The sequence below is a fragment of the Asanoa iriomotensis genome (assembly GCF_016862515.1).
GTDB classification, from domain to species: Bacteria; Actinomycetota; Actinomycetes; order Mycobacteriales; family Micromonosporaceae; genus Asanoa; species Asanoa iriomotensis.
Map to the genome: position 1 here is coordinate 122474 of NZ_BONC01000013.1, position 14944 is coordinate 137417.

18 protein-coding genes are annotated in these 14944 nt (G+C 71.8%); 8 read left to right on the plus strand and 10 right to left on the minus strand.

All coding sequences use genetic code 11. From position 1 onward, the window contains the following. Positions 1-11 precede the first annotated feature (11 nt). On the plus strand, positions 12-608 hold the full coding sequence (locus Air01nite_RS12055; protein WP_203702091.1) for a bacterial proteasome activator family protein: 597 nt from the start codon (positions 12-14) through the stop codon (positions 606-608). Positions 609-707: 99 nt separating this feature from the next. Here the strand turns inward: Air01nite_RS12055 and Air01nite_RS12060 are convergent, their stop codons facing one another. The 6 genes from Air01nite_RS12060 to Air01nite_RS12085 form a co-directional block, all read right to left on the minus strand. Continuing rightward, complete coding sequence (locus tag Air01nite_RS12060; protein ID WP_373310380.1) at positions 708-1499, minus strand: HAD family hydrolase; 792 nt, start codon at positions 1497-1499, stop codon at positions 708-710. Beyond that, the gene (locus Air01nite_RS12065) at positions 1499-2320 is read right to left on the minus strand and encodes an HAD family hydrolase (RefSeq protein ID WP_203702093.1); all 822 of its coding nucleotides are present in this window, start codon (positions 2318-2320) and stop codon (positions 1499-1501) included. Before Air01nite_RS12065 ends, Air01nite_RS12060 begins: the two co-directional genes overlap by 1 nt. 132 nt (positions 2321-2452) lie before the next feature. Next, a complete protein-coding gene (gene serS / locus Air01nite_RS12070) occupies positions 2453-3718 on the minus strand; it encodes a serine--tRNA ligase (protein WP_203702094.1) in 1266 nt (421 codons plus the stop codon). A gap of 46 nt (positions 3719-3764) precedes the next feature. Beyond that, entirely contained in the window at positions 3765-4505 is a 741-nt protein-coding gene (locus Air01nite_RS12075; protein ID WP_203702095.1) for a hypothetical protein, read from the minus strand. A 48-nt stretch (positions 4506-4553) separates the two neighbouring features. Beyond that, positions 4554-6146: a phytoene desaturase family protein gene (locus tag Air01nite_RS12080; protein ID WP_203702096.1), complete on the minus strand. Its 1593-nt coding sequence runs from the start codon at positions 6144-6146 to the stop codon at positions 4554-4556. Beyond that, positions 6146-6796: an NADPH-dependent F420 reductase gene (locus Air01nite_RS12085; protein ID WP_203702097.1), complete on the minus strand. Its 651-nt coding sequence runs from the start codon at positions 6794-6796 to the stop codon at positions 6146-6148. The genes Air01nite_RS12080 and Air01nite_RS12085 overlap by 1 nt, the downstream gene beginning before the upstream one ends. A gap of 38 nt (positions 6797-6834) precedes the next feature. On the opposite strand from Air01nite_RS12085, the gene Air01nite_RS12090 reads away from it, so the two are divergent. The 4 genes from Air01nite_RS12090 to pheA all read left to right on the plus strand — a co-directional run bounded on the left by Air01nite_RS12090 (position 6835) and on the right by pheA (position 9491). Further along, complete coding sequence (locus Air01nite_RS12090; protein ID WP_203702098.1) at positions 6835-7263, plus strand: OsmC family protein; 429 nt, start codon at positions 6835-6837, stop codon at positions 7261-7263. A gap of 33 nt (positions 7264-7296) precedes the next feature. Continuing rightward, positions 7297-7656 (plus strand): metallopeptidase family protein, encoded by a 360-nt coding sequence (locus Air01nite_RS12095; RefSeq protein ID WP_203702099.1) that lies wholly within the window; start codon positions 7297-7299, stop codon positions 7654-7656. Between the two features lie 104 nt (positions 7657-7760). Next, entirely contained in the window at positions 7761-8483 is a 723-nt protein-coding gene (locus Air01nite_RS12100; protein WP_203702100.1) for an AIM24 family protein, read from the plus strand. A gap of 60 nt (positions 8484-8543) precedes the next feature. Next, positions 8544-9491 carry a prephenate dehydratase gene (gene pheA, locus Air01nite_RS12105; RefSeq protein WP_203702101.1) on the plus strand — a complete coding sequence of 316 codons (948 nt, stop codon included), beginning with the start codon at positions 8544-8546 and terminating at the stop codon, positions 9489-9491. A gap of 8 nt (positions 9492-9499) precedes the next feature. Here pheA and Air01nite_RS12110 read toward each other — a convergent pair whose 3' ends face one another. Together Air01nite_RS12110 and Air01nite_RS12115 are read right to left on the minus strand one after the other, a co-directional pair. After that, positions 9500-10000 carry a hypothetical protein gene (locus Air01nite_RS12110; protein ID WP_203702102.1) on the minus strand — a complete coding sequence of 167 codons (501 nt, stop codon included), beginning with the start codon at positions 9998-10000 and terminating at the stop codon, positions 9500-9502. 55 nt (positions 10001-10055) lie between these two features. Next, positions 10056-10451 (minus strand): ACT domain-containing protein, encoded by a 396-nt coding sequence (locus Air01nite_RS12115; protein ID WP_203702103.1) that lies wholly within the window; start codon positions 10449-10451, stop codon positions 10056-10058. Positions 10452-10568: 117 nt separating this feature from the next. Here Air01nite_RS12115 and Air01nite_RS12120 point away from each other — a divergent pair, with 117 nt between their 5' ends. After that, complete coding sequence (locus Air01nite_RS12120; RefSeq protein WP_203702104.1) at positions 10569-10919, plus strand: YciI family protein; 351 nt, start codon at positions 10569-10571, stop codon at positions 10917-10919. Then, positions 10916-12145, plus strand: a complete 1230-nt coding sequence (locus tag Air01nite_RS12125) for an RNA polymerase sigma factor (RefSeq protein ID WP_203702105.1) — start codon at positions 10916-10918, stop codon at positions 12143-12145. The genes Air01nite_RS12120 and Air01nite_RS12125 overlap by 4 nt, the downstream gene beginning before the upstream one ends. 120 nt (positions 12146-12265) lie before the next feature. Here Air01nite_RS12125 and Air01nite_RS12130 read toward each other — a convergent pair whose 3' ends face one another. Next, positions 12266-12751, minus strand: a complete 486-nt coding sequence (locus Air01nite_RS12130; protein ID WP_203702106.1) for a transcriptional regulator — start codon at positions 12749-12751, stop codon at positions 12266-12268. 109 nt (positions 12752-12860) lie between these two features. Next, the gene (locus tag Air01nite_RS12135) at positions 12861-13586 is read right to left on the minus strand and encodes a hypothetical protein (RefSeq protein ID WP_203702107.1); all 726 of its coding nucleotides are present in this window, start codon (positions 13584-13586) and stop codon (positions 12861-12863) included. A 161-nt stretch (positions 13587-13747) separates the two neighbouring features. Here Air01nite_RS12135 and Air01nite_RS12140 point away from each other — a divergent pair, with 161 nt between their 5' ends. Beyond that, entirely contained in the window at positions 13748-14944 is a 1197-nt protein-coding gene (locus Air01nite_RS12140) for an arginine deiminase (RefSeq protein WP_239090658.1), read from the plus strand.

The following is a 14944-nucleotide window of genomic DNA, read 5'->3' on the forward strand; positions in this document are numbered from 1 at the left end:
AAGATGGGGAGATGACCGAGACCCCAGGAGCGCCGGACCAGCAGGCCGAAACCAACCGTCGGTCGGGCACCGTGGTGGTGGTCGGGCCGGACGGCCGGCCGGTCGGCACGGTCGACGCCGACGGCGCCGACACCGACGAGGACCCGGGCCGCCAGATCGAGCAGCCCGCCAAGGTCATGCGCATCGGCAGCATGATCAAGCAACTGCTGGAGGAGGTACGCGCGGCGCCGCTCGACGAGGCCAGCCGGGTCCGCCTGCGCGACATCCACCAGCGGTCGATCGTCGAGCTCGAGGACGGCCTGGCGCCGGAGCTGCGCGACGAGCTGGAGCGGCTGTCGCTGCCGTTTAGCGAGACGTCGACGCCCAGCGAGGGTGAGCTGCGGGTCGCGCAGGCTCAGCTCGTCGGCTGGCTGGAGGGCCTGTTCCACGGCATCCAGGCGGCCCTGGTGGCCCAGCAGATGGCCGCCCGGATGCAGCTGGAGCAGATGCGCGGCGGCCGCCCCGCCCTGCCGCCCGGCGCCGTGCCCGGCGTGATCCCGGGCATCCCCGGCCCCGGCGGCAACCAGCAGCCCGGCACGGAAGGCCGCGGCACCGGCCAATATCTCTAGGTCCGGTCAGCACGGCGTGCGACTGGCCGGGCAATCCCGGCCGCCACCAGCCGACACCCGGACTCCGTCTCGGCTCGCACTGACCCCGTCGGGCGGGACCTAGGGGAGCAGAGTCTCCAGATAACCGGCGACGCCGTCGTCCTCGTTGGTGGCGACCACCTCGTCGGCGATCTCCTTCACCGCCGGGTGTGCGTTGCCCACCGCCACCGCGCGGCCGGCCCAGGCCAGCATTGGCACGTCGTTGGGCATGTCGCCGAACGCCGTCACGGCCGAGGACGGCACGCCGAGCCGGTCGCAGTACCAAGCCAGCCCCGCGGCCTTGGTGACGCCCGCCGCGGACACCTCGACGAGCCCGGTCGACGACGAGTGGGTCGCCTCGCCCACCCCGGCCAGGGTCTTGCCGACCAGGGCGCTGAACTCGTCGGGATCGCGTTCGCCCGCCCGCACCAGCAGCTTCACCGCGGGCTCCCGCAGCAGCCCGGCCACCGCCGAGACCGACCGCGCGCCGCCGTGCTCGCTGTCCCACCGCAGCGGGTAGTCGATGTGGTGGATCATCTGCCGGCCGTCCATGACCTCGACCGCGAGCACCGCCTCCGGCACCTCTTCGGTCAGCCGGCGGGCGATCTCCTCCAGCGCCTCCGGCGTCAACGGGTCGGCCCGCAGCACCTGGTCCCGCAGCGGGTCGTAGACCACCGCGCCGTTGGCGCAGACGGCCGGCAGCGGGGTCTCCAGCTGCTGGTAGACCATGCGGAGCCAGCGGATCGGCCGCCCGGTCACCAGCACCACCGGCAGGTCGGCCGCGGCGGCCCGCTCGAGCGCGGCGGACGTGCGCGCGCTGATCGTCTTGTCGGCACGCAGAAGCGTGCCGTCGAGGTCCGTGGCGATCAACATCATCGTGACAGTAGCCGGTCGAGGTAAACCGCCACACCGTCCTCGTCGTTGGTCAAAGTGATCTCGTCGGCGGCGGCCCGCACCAGCGGGTGCGCATTGGCCACCGCCACGCGGCCCCAGCCGGCCCACGCGAACATCCCCAGGTCGTTGGGCATGTCGCCGAACACGAGCACGTCGCCGGGGTCGACGCCGATCGCCTCGGTGATCACCGCGAGACCCGTCGCCTTGTCGACGCCCGGCGGCAGGATCTCGACGAAGCCGAGCCCGGCCTGGGTGACGGTCGCGACCGAGGGCGACACGATCCGAGCGGCCGCGGCGAGCAGTTCGTCGACGTCGTGGCCCGGGGCACGGGCGAACGCCTTGATCACGTCGCCGGCGAAACAGTCGTCCCGGCTGCGGGCCTCGAACCGGTCGGGGTAGCGCCAGGACGGGTCCGGGTCGCCCCAGAGCGGGTCCTCGTGACCGTCGAGCGCCTCGACCATCACGGTGAGCGGCCCGACCGCGGACTCCAGCTCGGCGATCACGGAGGCCAGCACCCGGCCGGAGAGCCGCGCGTCGCGCAGCACGATCGGGTCGAGCGGGTCGGTCTGGTCGACGACCCGGCCGCCGTTGGCCATCACCAGGAAGTCGGCGTCGCGGATGTCGTTGCGGGTCAACTCGGCCAGCCGCGGGCCACGGCCCGTGGCGCCGACGACCGGGATGCCGGCGGCGCGCACCCGGTCCAGGACCTCATGGGTGTACGCGGACACGGTGTCGTCGTTGTGCACGATCGTGCCGTCGAGGTCGGTGGCGACCAGTTTCGGCAGGCCCGGTCGGGGCATGGCTCCTCCTCGCCCCGGACCCAGATCGGCTGCCGGGAGCGAGCCGCGAGCGGCCGGGCAGCAACCGTACCTCGCACCGGGTAGCCCAGCCATGACGTTTGGGAGAAATCGTCGCGGCCGGGCGCAGAGCAGTCAGGCCCGCTTGACCGGCTCCAGAACGTCGCGACCACCCAGATAGGGCTGCAACGCCTTCGGCACGGCGACCGAACCGTCGGGCCGCTGGTGGTTTTCGAGGATCGGCACGATCCACCGGGTGGTGGCCAGCGTGCCGTTGAGCGTCGCGGCGATCTGCGGCCGGCCGGCCTCGTCCCGGTAGCGGACGTTGAGCCGCCGGGCCTGGAACGTCGTGCAGTTGGACGTCGAGGTCACCTCGCGGTAGCGACCCTGCGACGGCACCCACGCCTCACAGTCGTACTTGCGCGCCGCGCTGCTGCCGAGGTCGCCGGCAGCAGTGTCGATCACCCGGTAGGGGATCTCGACCTTGGCCAGCATCTCCTCTTCCCAGGCCAGCAGCCGCAGGTGCTCGTCGTGCGCCTGCTCGGGCCGGCAGTAGGAGAACATCTCGACTTTGTCGAACTGGTGGACGCGGATGATGCCGCGCACGTCCCGCCCGTACGAGCCGGCCTCCCGGCGGAAGCAGCTCGACCAGCCGGCATAGCGGGCGGGCTCGCCGAGATCGAGGATCTCGTTGCTGTGGTAGGCGGCCAGCGGGACCTCGCTGGTGCCGACCAGATAGAGGTCGTCGGCCTCGAGCCGGTAGACCTCGCTGGCGTGCGCGCCGAGGAAGCCGGTGCCCTCCATGGCCTCCGGCTTGACCAGCGCCGGCACGATCGACGGGGTCAGGCCGTATTCGACGGCCTGGGCGATGGCCATCTGCAGCAGGCCGAGCTGGAGCAGCGCGCCGACGCCGGTCAGGTAGTAGAACCGGCTGCCCGACACCTTGGCGCCGCGCTCGACGTCGATCGCGCCGAGCAGCTCGCCGAGCTCGAGATGGTCGCGGGGCGCCTCGATCTCGGGCTTGGTGCCCACCTCGCGCAGCACGACGTAGTCGTCCTCGCCGCCGGCGGGCGCGCCCTCCTCGACCACGTTGGGGATCCGCAACTGGGCCGCGCGCAGCGCCGCTTCGGCGTCACCGACGGCCGCTTCGGCCGCCTTGACGTCGGCCGAGAGCTCCTTGGTGCGCCCGAGCAGGGTCTCCTTCTCGGCTCCCGTCGCCCGGGGCATGAGCTTGCCGAGCTGCTTCTGCTCGGCGCGCAGCGACTCGAAGCGCTGCACGGCGGCCCGTCGCCCCTCGTCGGCCGCGATCAGCTCGTCGACCGCGGACTCGGACTCACCCCGGGCTCGCTGGCTGGCGCGCACAACATCGGGATCGTCACGAAGCAGTCGAAGGTCAATCACGGTAAATCAGCGTACCGGGGTCGGTTCCCGTCGGTCGCGCGGTATATCAGCGGCCGCGGCCGTCGTCGGTGTCCGGCCGGGTGAACGGCCGGGCCGGTGAAACGGTGAGGTCCAGCGGCGCGGCGGCGGCCACCTCGGCTGCGGTCTCGTCGTGTGTGGGCCGGGTCGGCTGCCACACCCAGTCGGGTGACCGCTGGGCGGGTGCCTCGGCGGGTGCGACGCTCGCGGGCCGCAGGCCGGCCAGGTAGAGGGTCAGCCCGGCGAGGGCGAGGGCCAGGAAGGCGGCCGGGATGCCGCTGCCGCTGTCGAGCTGCATGTCGACCTGCGCGCCGACGAAGTTGACGTAGCCCGACCTGGCGAACGTCATGCTGAGCGCGACCAGCACCGGGAGCAGCGCCGCCGCGAGGGTCAGCCCAGCGAGCCGCACCACGCGTCGGGCCGGCGGCGGGCCGAAGAGGACGAGCACGGCGGCGACGGTCAGCGCCACCATGCCCAGCACGTAGGCGCTGCCGAGCGAGCCGCCGTCGGCCAGGTAGAGCGACAAGGGTGCGTCGGTCGACTCGCCGTTGGGCCCGGGCGGGCCGAACGGCATCGAGGTCTCGTACCAGGGCGCGACCAGCGCGCCGATGCCGGCGATCGCGGCCAGGGCCGCGGCGGCCACGCACACCCGCCGGTCGCCGCCGAGCCGGCGCAGCCGGTCGCCGAGCTGGCCGCCGGCGTCACGGCCGATCGCGGGATCGCCGTCACCGAACTCCACGACGGCCGGGGCCGCGGGCTCTGTGGACATGCTCACCAGCATGCCATGCCGTGGTGACGCGCCGGAATGGTCGATCGATCAAGATCGGCGACGCCGGTCCCGCATGATCTGCCGCACCACGTTGCGGCCCGGAATGCCGGTCACGCCGCCCCCGCCGTGCGTCGCGCTGCCGGCCTGGTAGAGACCCCGGATCGGGGTGCGCAGGTCCGCGTAGCCGGCGGCCGGGCGGGCGTGGAACATCTGGCCCAGGGTCAGCTCGCCGTGGAAGATGTTGCCGCCGACCAGCCCGTACTCGTGCTCCATCGTGTGTGGACCGATGACCTGCCGGTCGATGAGTGAATCGGTGAAGCCGGGCGCCACGGCTTCGAGGCGGGCGACGAGCCGGTCGGCGTACGCGTCGAGCTCGGCGGTGTGCGGCTGGCCGGCGTACGTGTGCGGCACCCACTGGGTGAACGCGCTGACCACGTGTTTGCCTTCGGGCGCGAGGGTCGGGTCGAAGACCGACGGGATGCAGACGTCCGCGAACGGCAGCGTCGCCGGACTCCCCGCGACCGCCTCCTGGAACGAGCGCTCGATCTCGTCGAGCGAGTCGGCGAGCACGATCGTGCCCCCGTGCACCTCCGGCGCGTACGCGGGATGGCTCGTGAACGTCGGCAACCGGTCGACCGCGAAGTTGACCTTCACGGTGCCGGAGCGGCTGCGCCATGCCTCGATGTCGGCGACGAAGTCGGCGGGCAGCTCGGCCCGGTCGAGCAGCTCCAGGAACGAGATCCGCGGGTGGGCGGTGGTGATCACGGTCGGCGCGCGCAGTTCCGTGCCGTCGGCGAGGGTGACGCCGGCGACCTCGCCACCGCGGGTGTCGATCCGGGCGACCGGCGACCCGGTCCGGATCTCGGCGCCGAAGGCGCGTGCGGCCGCCGCCATCGCCTGGGTGACGCCGCCCATGCCGCCACGCGGGAAGCCCCAGCCGGCCTGCTGGCCGCCGGTCTGGTCGAGGTGGTGGTGCAGGGTGACGAAGCCGGTGCCGGCGCTGCGCGGGCCGGCCCACGTGCCGATCACGCCGGAGACGCTGAGCAGGCCGCGCATCGCGTCGGACTCGAAGCGGTCCTCGACGAGGTCGGCGATGCTAGCGGCGAACAGCCGGGTGAGGTCGACGGCGGCGCGCACGTCGACGCGGCGCAGCCGTCCCACCAGGCCCGCCTGGCCGGCGAGGTCGAGCGGGCGCTTCGAGCCCAGCTTCGGCGGGATCTCGTGCAGCAGCGGACCGACCAGCCGGCCCAGGTGCGAAAGCCAGGACTCCCAGCGCTCGTACGCGTCCGCGTCGCGGGTCGAGAACCGGCTGATCTCGCTGTGCCGCTCGGCCGGGTCGTCGGGCAGCCGCAGATAACCGCCGTCGGCCCGCGGCGCGAAATAGGGCCCCTGCGGGTAGACGTGGTAGCCGTGATCGACCAGCCGTAGGTCCCGCACCATGTCGGCGGGCAGCAGGCTCACCACGTACGACAGGCTGGTGACCGTGAAGTCGGGGCCGAAGGGCTGCTCGGAGACCGCCGCGCCGCCGACCGTCTCGCGGCGTTCGAGCACCAGCACCTTGCGGCCGGCGCGGGCCAGGTAGCCCGCTGCCACCAGACCGTTGTGGCCGCCACCGATGACGATGACGTCGTACCCCGTCATCAGCCCTGAACCACGTTGATGTTGAAGGCCAGGTTGCCGTCGACGGCGCGCATGATCGAGACCCAGAGCGGCATGTACATCTCCATGCCCCGGGAGGCCTTGATGTCGCCGAGATCCAGCACGCTGCCGGCGGCCCAGCCGAACTCTTTGAGCAGCCCGGTCACCACCCGCTTGGCCGTCGGGTCGTTGCCGGCGACGAAGATCGTGTGCGCGCCGGGCACCAGGCTCGGCTCGACCATCACGCTGCCGTTGACGGTGTTGAGGCTCTTGACGATCCGCGCGTCCGGGAACGCCCGCTGAAGCTGCTCGCCGACGCTGTCGGTGTTGCAGACGGACAGCCGCAGCTCGCCGGTGCTGAAGTCGAGCGGGTTGCTGACGTCGAGCACCACCTTGCCGGCCAGGGCCGCGTTGCCGCCGGCCATCTCCAAGGCGTCGACCGCATATTGCCCGGCGGTGGCGTTGATCACGAGGTCGGCGTCGACGACCGCCTCGGCGAAGGTCCCGGCCTTGGCCGCGTGTGCTTCGGCCCACTCCACGGCGCGTGGATTGCCCGCTTCGCGTGCGCCAAGGGTGACGTCATGGTCGAGATTGCGCAGCCGGGTGCCGAACGTCTGGCCAACGGTGCCCGTGCCCAGGATGCCGATCCGCATCCAGCAATCATGCCCCAGGGTGGACTAGCGTCGAGGGCATGCCAATTCGCACTTCTTCCGCCCGCTGGTCGGGCAACCTGACCGAAGGTTCCGGCACGATCCGCACCGGCAAGGGCGGTTTCGAGGGGAACTACAGCTTCAAGTCGCGCTTCGAAGAGGGTGAGGGCACCAACCCCGAGGAGCTGATCGCGGCCGCGCACGCCGGCTGCTTCTCGATGGCCTTCTCGAAGGGCCTCGCGGACGCCGGTCACACCCCGACCTCGGTCGAGACCACCGCGAAGGTGCACCTCGACAAGACCGACGCCGGCATGACCGTGACCCGGATCGACCTGGAGACCGTCGGCGACGTCCCGGGCATCGAGGACGGCGAGTTCCAGAAGGTCGCACAGGGTGCCAAGGAGAACTGCCCGATCTCGCGCCTGCTGTCCCCCGGCGCCGAGATCACCCTGACCGCCCGGCTCGCCTGAGACTTTCATTGCCGTCACGACCGGCACGGCACAATGGGAGCCGTGCCGGTCGAGATGAGTCGCGAGCGTTTCGAGGAGCTCGTGGGCGACGCCCTCGACGAGGTGCCCGAAGAGCTGCTCCGGCTGATGAACAACGTGGTGATCCTGGTCGAGGACCGGTCACCGCCCGGCACCCGCCTGCTCGGCCTCTACGAGGGGCATGCGCTGACCGACCGCGGCTGGAACTACGCGGGCGTGCTGCCGGACCGGATCACCATCTACCGCCTGCCGATCCTGTCGATCTGCGACACCGACGAGGACGTCGTCGAGGAGGTCGCGGTGACGGTGGTGCACGAGATCGCCCACCATTTCGGCATCGACGACGAGCGCCTGCACGACCTCGGCTGGGGCTAGGCCCTTAAGTCAAGGTCGGCTTCGCGACAGTGCGCGGCCCTGTTTGCGCAGGCTACCTACGCTCTTGGGCAGCACACCAATCCCCGGTATGGAGGAACGCCCACATGCGTAGCGCGCTGTTTTCCGCGGAGAACTTGGAGAAGGAGTCCGACCAGCCGGGGATTCGGCTGCAGAACTCCAAGATGCTCAAGATCGAGCTCAACGGTGAGTGCATGGCCCGCACCGGTTCGATGGTCGCGTACCAGGGCCAGGTGCAGTTCCAGGCGCTGGGCTCCGGCGGCATCGGCAAGTTCATCAAGCAGAAGCTGACTGGCGAGGGTGTCCCGCTGATGAAGGTCAGCGGCCGCGGCGACGTGTTCCTGGGCGACCGGGCCGCCGACATCCACCTGGTGGACCTCGACCACGGCGACGCCCTGTCCATCAACGGCGCCAACGTGCTGGCCTTCGACTCGACGCTGCAGTACGACATCAAGATGGTCCAGGGCATGGGCATGATGTCCTCGGCGGGCCTGTTCAACTGCGTCTTCACCGGCCAGGGCCGGATCGCGATCACGACCAAGGGCACGCCGGTCGTGCTCTCCGTCGACCAGCCGACCTACGTCGACCCGCAGGCGGCGATCTGCTGGTCCGCGAACCTGCAGACCGGCTACCACCGGGCCGACCAGCTCGGCCTCGGCACGCTGCTCGGCCGGTCCACCGGCGAGGCGTTCACGATGAGCTTCGCCGGCCAGGGCTTCGTCGTCGTGCAGCCCTCCGAGGAGCCGCCCGCGGGTGCCGCCAGCGGCAACCAGCAGCAGGGCGGCGCCCTGGGCGGGTTGTTCAGCTGACCCGAACGCTAACGGCCCACCCCGCACGGGGTGGGCCGTTGTCCGTTCTAGGCTGGGCCTATGCCAGGAACGCCGCCCACGCGATACGTCTACCTCGGGCCCGAGGGGACCTTTGCCGAGCAGGCGCTGCGCACGATTCCGGCCGCCGAGCGCGGTCAGCGCACGCCGGCCCGCAGCGTCGGGGAGGCCCTCGACGCGGTCCGCTCGGGTGACGCCGACGCCGCCCTCGTGCCGCTGGAGAACTCGATCGGTGGCGGGGTCGGCGTCACCCTCGACGAGATGGTCGCGGGCGCGCCGCTGGTGATCACCCGCGAGGTGGTGCTGCCGGTCGAATTCGTGCTCGCCACCCGCCACGGCGTCGCGCGCGCCGACATCCGGTCGGTCGCCGCCCACCCGCAGGCGTCAACGCAGTGCCGCGGCTGGCTGCGCGACAACCTGCCGGACGCGGTCGTGGTCGACGTGCTCTCCAACGCCGCGGCCGCGCGCAGCGCCGCGACGGGCGAGCACGACGCGGCCATCTGCGCCCCGATCGGCGCGAGCCAGCAGCGGCTGTCGGTGCTGGCCGACAAGATCGCCGACCACGGCGACGCGGTGACCAGGTTCGCGCTGGTCAGCCGCCCCGGCACACCGCCGCCAGCGACCGGTGACGACCGCACCTCGCTGGCCGTCTACATCGCACACGACCGGGTCGGCGCGCTGCTCGCGGTGCTGATGGAGCTGGCGGTACGCGGGGTCAACCTCACCCGCATCGAGTCCCGCCCGACCGGCGAGGCGCTGGGTCGGTACGCGTTCTTCCTCGACTGCACCGGGCACGTGGCCGACGACCGGATGGGCGAGGCGCTGCGCGGGCTGCGCCGGGTGAGCGCGGAGGTGCGCTTCCTCGGCTCGTACCCCCGGCACCGCTGGACCGATTCGGAGAGCGACGGCCCGGTGCCGGCCCCACCGGGCCAGTCCGATGTGGACTACACGGACGCCGCGGCCTGGCTGGACCGCATCCGCCGCGGCTGAAACGACCGCTAGAGCGACGGCGGCGAGGCGTCGCAGGCCGCCGCGCGGATGCCCGCCGGTGCGCCGGCTCGCACCTCGACGCTGCACACGTCGGTGCCCGCGGTGACGAGGCGCAGCGTGTTGTCGGTGATCTCGCTGACCGCCTGCAGCGGCCCGTTGCTCGTGTCCAGCACGCTCCACTGCCAGGTGCCCGCGCACAGCGGCCCGACGGTCACCCGGCCCCGGTAGGACGAGGCCAGCAGCCCGCGCCGCTTGAGCAGGGTGATCACCTGGGCGGCGGACGGCCGCCCGCCGCAGGCCACGGCCGGGCTGTCCGGGAAGCCGGTCGCGGTGGTCGGGGTCGGAAGCGCCGGCGGCAGCGACGGCACCAGCGTGCTCGGCGTGGGGCTGCTGGTCACCGAGGGTGTGGGTACGGTCGAACCAGGCGGGTTCAGCTCGGGCGGGACGCCGCAACCCGCGGCGCCCAGGGCGACCGCGGCGAGCAGCAGAAGGTGGGTGGGGCGGCGCACTTTACCTCGGGGTGGGGCATCGACGTGGGTGCGGGCCGGGATATTTTATGCCCGTTCAGGCAGTAACCGGATGGCCGGCCTGGTCCAGGGTGGCGACCGCTTCCGCGAGCCGGACGCTGGGCACCAGGATGTAGTCCGTGTCGTAGGTGGAGAACGCCATGATGGCGACGCGCGCGGCGGCGAGCGGCGCGACCATCGACGCGAGCACGCCGGTCAGCGCGAAGTCGAGCGGCCCGGCGGCCCGCAGGCAGCGCCAGGGCGCCTCGGCGCTCGCGCCGTCGGGCACGAGGTCGGCCCGGCAGATCACCGACACCTCGTCGGCGGTCCAGGTCACCGACACCACACCGGGGCGGTCGCCGTTGCCGCCGCCGACCAGACCGGGCGGAAGGGCTGAACCGGCCGGAAGCCGGCAGACCGCGTAGTCATCCGGCAAAAGATCAAGAGCGGGCATGACAGGAAGGGTACGGCCAGCGGGGCGCCCGAAAGAACTTTTTCCCGTCCGGTAGTGGGCGAGCTATCTCGTTCGTCGTATGGGTGGAAGCTGACGCGAAGCGGAAGGAAACCCGAGATGAAGTACCTGTTTCTGATCTGCGCCGAGGCGCCGGGCAACGAGCCGGGCGCGGAGTCGTACGAGGCGGCCGGTGGCCCGATGGAGATCGAGGACTGGGTCAGCCAGATGGACAAGAGCGGGGCCCGGGTCGACGGCAACCGGATCCGGCCGGGTTCGGACGCCACCACGGTCCGGGTGCGCAACGGCGAGGTGGTGGTGCTCGACGGCCCGTACGCGGAGACCAAGGAGCAGATCGCCGGCTTCGACATCATCGAGGCGGCCAACCTCGACGAAGCCATCGAGATCGCTTCGAAGCACCCGATGGCCTGGCACGGCATGGTCGACGTGCGGCCGTACTGGACCGAATGACCGACATCGACGCGGAGGTCGCCGCCGTCTACCGCGCGGAGTGGGGCCGCGTGGTGGCGGCGGTGATCCGGCTGACCGGCGACTGGGACCTCGCGGAGGAGTGCGCCCAGGACGCGTTCGCCAAGGCGTTGGAGCGGTGGCGGCACGAGGGCGTGCCGTCCCGCCCCGGCGGCTGGCTGGTGGTGACCGCGCGGCACCGGGCACTGGACCGCGTGCGGCGGGCCGCCGTCGAGGCCGAGAAGCTGCGGGAGGTGGTGCGGATGGCGCAGCCGGAGCCGCTCGAGACGCAGGGCATCCCGGACGACCGGCTGGAGCTCATCTTCACCTGCTGCCACCCGGCACTCGACCAGGAGGCCCAGGTCGCGCTCACCCTGCGCACGCTGGCCGGCCTGACCACCGCGGAGATCGCGCGGGCGTTCCTGCTGCCGGAGAAGACGATGGCGCAGCGGCTGTTCCGCGCCAAGGGCAAGATCCGCAACGCCGGCATCCCGTTCCGGGTGCCGCCGGACCACCTGCTGCCGGATCGGTTGGCCGCCGTGCTCGCGGTGGTCTATCTGCTGTTCAACGAGGGGTACGTGGCGACGGCGGGTGCCGACCTGGTGCGGGTCGACCTGACCGCCGAGGCGATCCGGCTGGCCGAGGTGCTGGTCGCGCTGATGCCCGACGAGCCGGAGGCGGCCGGCCTGCTGGCGCTGATGGTGCTGCACGACGCCCGGCGGGCGAGCCGGCTGGACGACCGCGGTGAGCTGGTGGCGCTGGCGGACCAGGACCGTTCGCACTGGGACACCCGGCGGATCGCGTCGGCCGACGCGCTGCTGCGCCGGGCGTTGCGCCGGGGCCGCCCGGGCCCTTACCAGATCCAGGCCGCCATCGCCGCGGTCCACGCGACCGCGCCGACGGCGGAGGACACCGACTGGACCGAGATCGCCGGCCTCTACGCCGAGCTGGCCAAGCTGGCGCCGTCGCCGGTGGTCGAGCTGAACCGCTCGGTCGCGGTGGCGATGGCCGACGGCCCGTTGGCGGGCCTGGCCTTGGTCAACCGCCTGGCGGCCACGGGCGCCCTGGCCGGCTACCACCTGCTCCCGGCGACCCGGGCGGACCTGCTCCGCCGCCTCGACCGGCGCACGGAAGCGGTCGTGGCCTATGACGAGGCGCTGAAGCTGGTCAGCTCGGACCCGGAACGCCGCTATCTCCTGCGCCGCCGGGCCGAGGTCGCCGACACCTGAGGCGCCACCCGAGCGTCGCGGAAAGACGTGCTTGCCCACCGCGGACCCGGCAGCGACGCGAAGCGAGCGGTCCCCGGCGGTAGCGACGGTCCGGACCACCACGGACCCGGGAAATGTGGGTCAGACCGTCGCGAAGAACGTCAGTGAGCCCACGACCTCGTCGTCCAGCAGGAGCGGCGTGGCGATCGCGTCGACCGTGGCGTCGACGTTGTCGTGGTTGACCCGCAGCAGGCCGCGCGCCTGGCGGCCCGAGGTGACCGCGAGCAGCGGCGGGATCTTGTCGACCTCGGTCTCGGCGAGCTCGCTGCGGGCGGCGGTGAAGTCGACCAGGCGGAGGCCGGCGTCGAGCAGCGGGCGACCGACCGCGGCTTGCGGGTCGGCGAGGCCGAGCAGCTCGCAACAGGCGGCGGACGCGGCGACGATGGTCATCTTCTTGTCGATGACCAGACAGGGCTCGTCTGCCGCGAACACCGTTTCGGCCCAGCGGTCGAAGCTGGTCGACCACGGGGTGGGCGTCCAGGCGGCACCGGCGGGTGGGCCGGTTGTCGGCTCCACACCCGTGTCGGAGTCACCAGGTGCCACGATCTCGAGTTCGACGTGCGCCACCGCGCCTCCTGTGCATCGCCGGCAGTTGCCCCACCGTCACGCTAACCGGTGATTCGCGTGCCGACGACCCTCCAGTCGGCCAGTGCTGCGGAAGGTATTGGCAGCGCGGTCAACGGCGGGTGGCGAGTTTGGTCGAGGCGGTGCGGCCGTCTTCGTACCACCGGTAGCCGCCGCCGCTGTTGGCCATGCTGAGCCACGTGTTGGGTTGACTCGCCACATGTGACAGCTTTTCGGCGGTGGCCGGGCTGATCCGGTCGCCCCCGGCCACGAGCAGGCGGTCGAGCTCGCGGTGGGTCGCGATCAGACAGTCCTTGGGCAGCCCGTAGACGCTGATGACGCCAGAACCGACGAATGTCAGCACCGGAGTCACCGGGATCGTGTGCCCGACGGCGGCACTGAGTGCCTTGGCGGCGCGCTTCGCGTCGCGGCGGGCCTCCGTGATGTAGGGCGGGCGCTTGCCGCTGATCTGGACGACGTCACCGGCGACCATCACGCGGGAACGGCCGTGGTCGGCGATCGTCACGGCGAACAGGCCGCTCGGGCCGATCACCAGGAACCCGGCCTGGTCGTCGGAGCCCGTGAACAGCGCGTCGAACGAGTCGGTGCGGGGCCACTCGACCACGTGCCAGGACGGGCCGAGGTGCTCGATGCGGTTGAGAGCGCGGGCGCCGGCCGCCTCGATGCGGCGTGCGTCGCGCTCGGCCCGCCGGCGGCGGGCCCAGTCCAGCGGGCGTGGACGTGCGGCTTCGATGAGATCGGGATGGGGGGATTCTGCGCTCGGCAGAGCTCGTCGGGGGGTGAGGGGGACGGCTCGACGCGCAGGAAATACGGTCATCGCTGCCTCCGGCAAGGGCGAGCTTTGGCTGTCTAGCTACCGTACGTGGCTATACCGGTACTCAGGCAAGATGTCCCGAGGGAATGAGTGGGGATGAATGCCGCATTCACCCAAAGGCTCTTTTCCCGGATGGTGACAACCACGGCTTAGGCTCGGGCCTTGTGACGCACTATGTCGGAAGCGAAGTCGGTCGGTTGGGCACCGTGCTGCTGCACCGGCCAGGTCGGGAGTTAGCCCGGCTGACCCCGCGAAACAACGATTCGTTGCTCTTCGACGGCATCCCCTGGGTGGGTCGTGCCCAAGAGGAACACGATACCTTCGCCGCGGCCCTGCGCGCACGTGGCGTCGAAGTCCTCTATCTGTCCCAGTTGCTCGCCGAGGCCCTGTCGGTGCCGGACGCCCGGGCGGAGATCACCGCGAGCGTCGTCGACGACCCCCGGCTCGGCGACACCCTGCGGCGCCGGGTCGCCGACCACCTCACCTACCTGGACCCCTCGGCGCTGGCCGGGGTGCTGATCGGCGGGCTCGCCCATGACGAGCTGCGCACCAGCGCCGACCGGCCGGGCGGCCTGGTCTACGCGCTGATGCCCAGCAACGAGTTCGTCATCGACCCCCTGCCGAACCTGCTCTTCACCCGGGACTCGTCGGTCTGGGTGCGCGACCGGGCCGCCGTGACCAGCCTGGCCATGCCCGCCCGGCGCCGGGAGACGACGCTGACCAACGCGATCTACCGCTACCACCCGCGGTTCGTCGGCACCCGGTTCGTCTACGACCCGACGCTCGAGCCGGTCGAGGGCGGCGACGTGTTGCTGCTGGCCGAGGGCGTGATCGCGATCGGCGTGGGCGAGCGGACGACGCCGGCGGGCGCGGAGCGGCTGGCCCGGCGGGTGTTCAGCGCCCAGCTCGCGCACACGATCCTGGTCGTGCCGATCACCCAGGAGCGGGCGACGATGCACCTGGACACGATCGTGACGATGGTCGACGCGGACGCCGTCATCATGTATCCGAAATATGCGGACACGCTCCAGGCGTACACCGTGATCGCCGGCGCCGACGGTGAGCCCCAGGTCGACGGGCCCGCGCCCTTCCTGCGCGCGGCGGCCGACGCGATGGACATCGGCACGCTGCGGGTCATCGACACCGGCCTCGACCCGGTCACCGCCGAACGCGAGCAGTGGGACGACGGCAACAACACGCTGGCCATCGCGCCGCGGCTGTGCGTCGCCTACGAACGCAACGTGGAGACCAACGCGCAGCTCGAACGGGCCGGCATCGAGGTGATCCGGATCCCCGGCTCCGAGCTGGGCTCGGGCCGGGGCGGACCACGCTGTATGTCGTGCCCGATGCTGCGGGACTAA

Excerpts from the sequence above, each read along its gene's own strand:
- Air01nite_RS12065 (WP_203702093.1), bottom strand. The coding sequence starts at position 2,320 with ATGCCCCGACCGGGCCTGCCGAAACTGGTCGCCACCGACCTCGACGGC.
- Air01nite_RS12060 (WP_373310380.1), bottom strand. The coding sequence starts at position 1,499 with ATGTTGATCGCCACGGACCTCGACGGCACGCTTCTGCGTGCCGACAAG.
- Air01nite_RS12100 (WP_203702100.1), top strand. The coding sequence starts at position 7,761 with ATGCGTAGCGCGCTGTTTTCCGCGGAGAACTTGGAGAAGGAGTCCGAC.
- Air01nite_RS12080 (WP_203702096.1), bottom strand. The coding sequence starts at position 6,146 with ATGACGGGGTACGACGTCATCGTCATCGGTGGCGGCCACAACGGTCTG.
- Air01nite_RS12095 (WP_203702099.1), top strand. The coding sequence starts at position 7,297 with ATGGGAGCCGTGCCGGTCGAGATGAGTCGCGAGCGTTTCGAGGAGCTC.
- Air01nite_RS12120 (WP_203702104.1), top strand. The coding sequence starts at position 10,569 with ATGAAGTACCTGTTTCTGATCTGCGCCGAGGCGCCGGGCAACGAGCCG.
- Air01nite_RS12075 (WP_203702095.1), bottom strand. The coding sequence starts at position 4,505 with ATGTCCACAGAGCCCGCGGCCCCGGCCGTCGTGGAGTTCGGTGACGGC.
- Air01nite_RS12055 (WP_203702091.1), top strand. The coding sequence starts at position 12 with ATGACCGAGACCCCAGGAGCGCCGGACCAGCAGGCCGAAACCAACCGT.
- Air01nite_RS12125 (WP_203702105.1), top strand. The coding sequence starts at position 10,916 with ATGACCGACATCGACGCGGAGGTCGCCGCCGTCTACCGCGCGGAGTGG.
- Air01nite_RS12085 (WP_203702097.1), bottom strand. The coding sequence starts at position 6,796 with ATGCGGATCGGCATCCTGGGCACGGGCACCGTTGGCCAGACGTTCGGC.
- pheA (WP_203702101.1), top strand. The coding sequence starts at position 8,544 with ATGCCAGGAACGCCGCCCACGCGATACGTCTACCTCGGGCCCGAGGGG.
- Air01nite_RS12135 (WP_203702107.1), bottom strand. The coding sequence starts at position 13,586 with ATGACCGTATTTCCTGCGCGTCGAGCCGTCCCCCTCACCCCCCGACGA.
- Air01nite_RS12115 (WP_203702103.1), bottom strand. The coding sequence starts at position 10,451 with ATGCCCGCTCTTGATCTTTTGCCGGATGACTACGCGGTCTGCCGGCTT.
- Air01nite_RS12090 (WP_203702098.1), top strand. The coding sequence starts at position 6,835 with ATGCCAATTCGCACTTCTTCCGCCCGCTGGTCGGGCAACCTGACCGAA.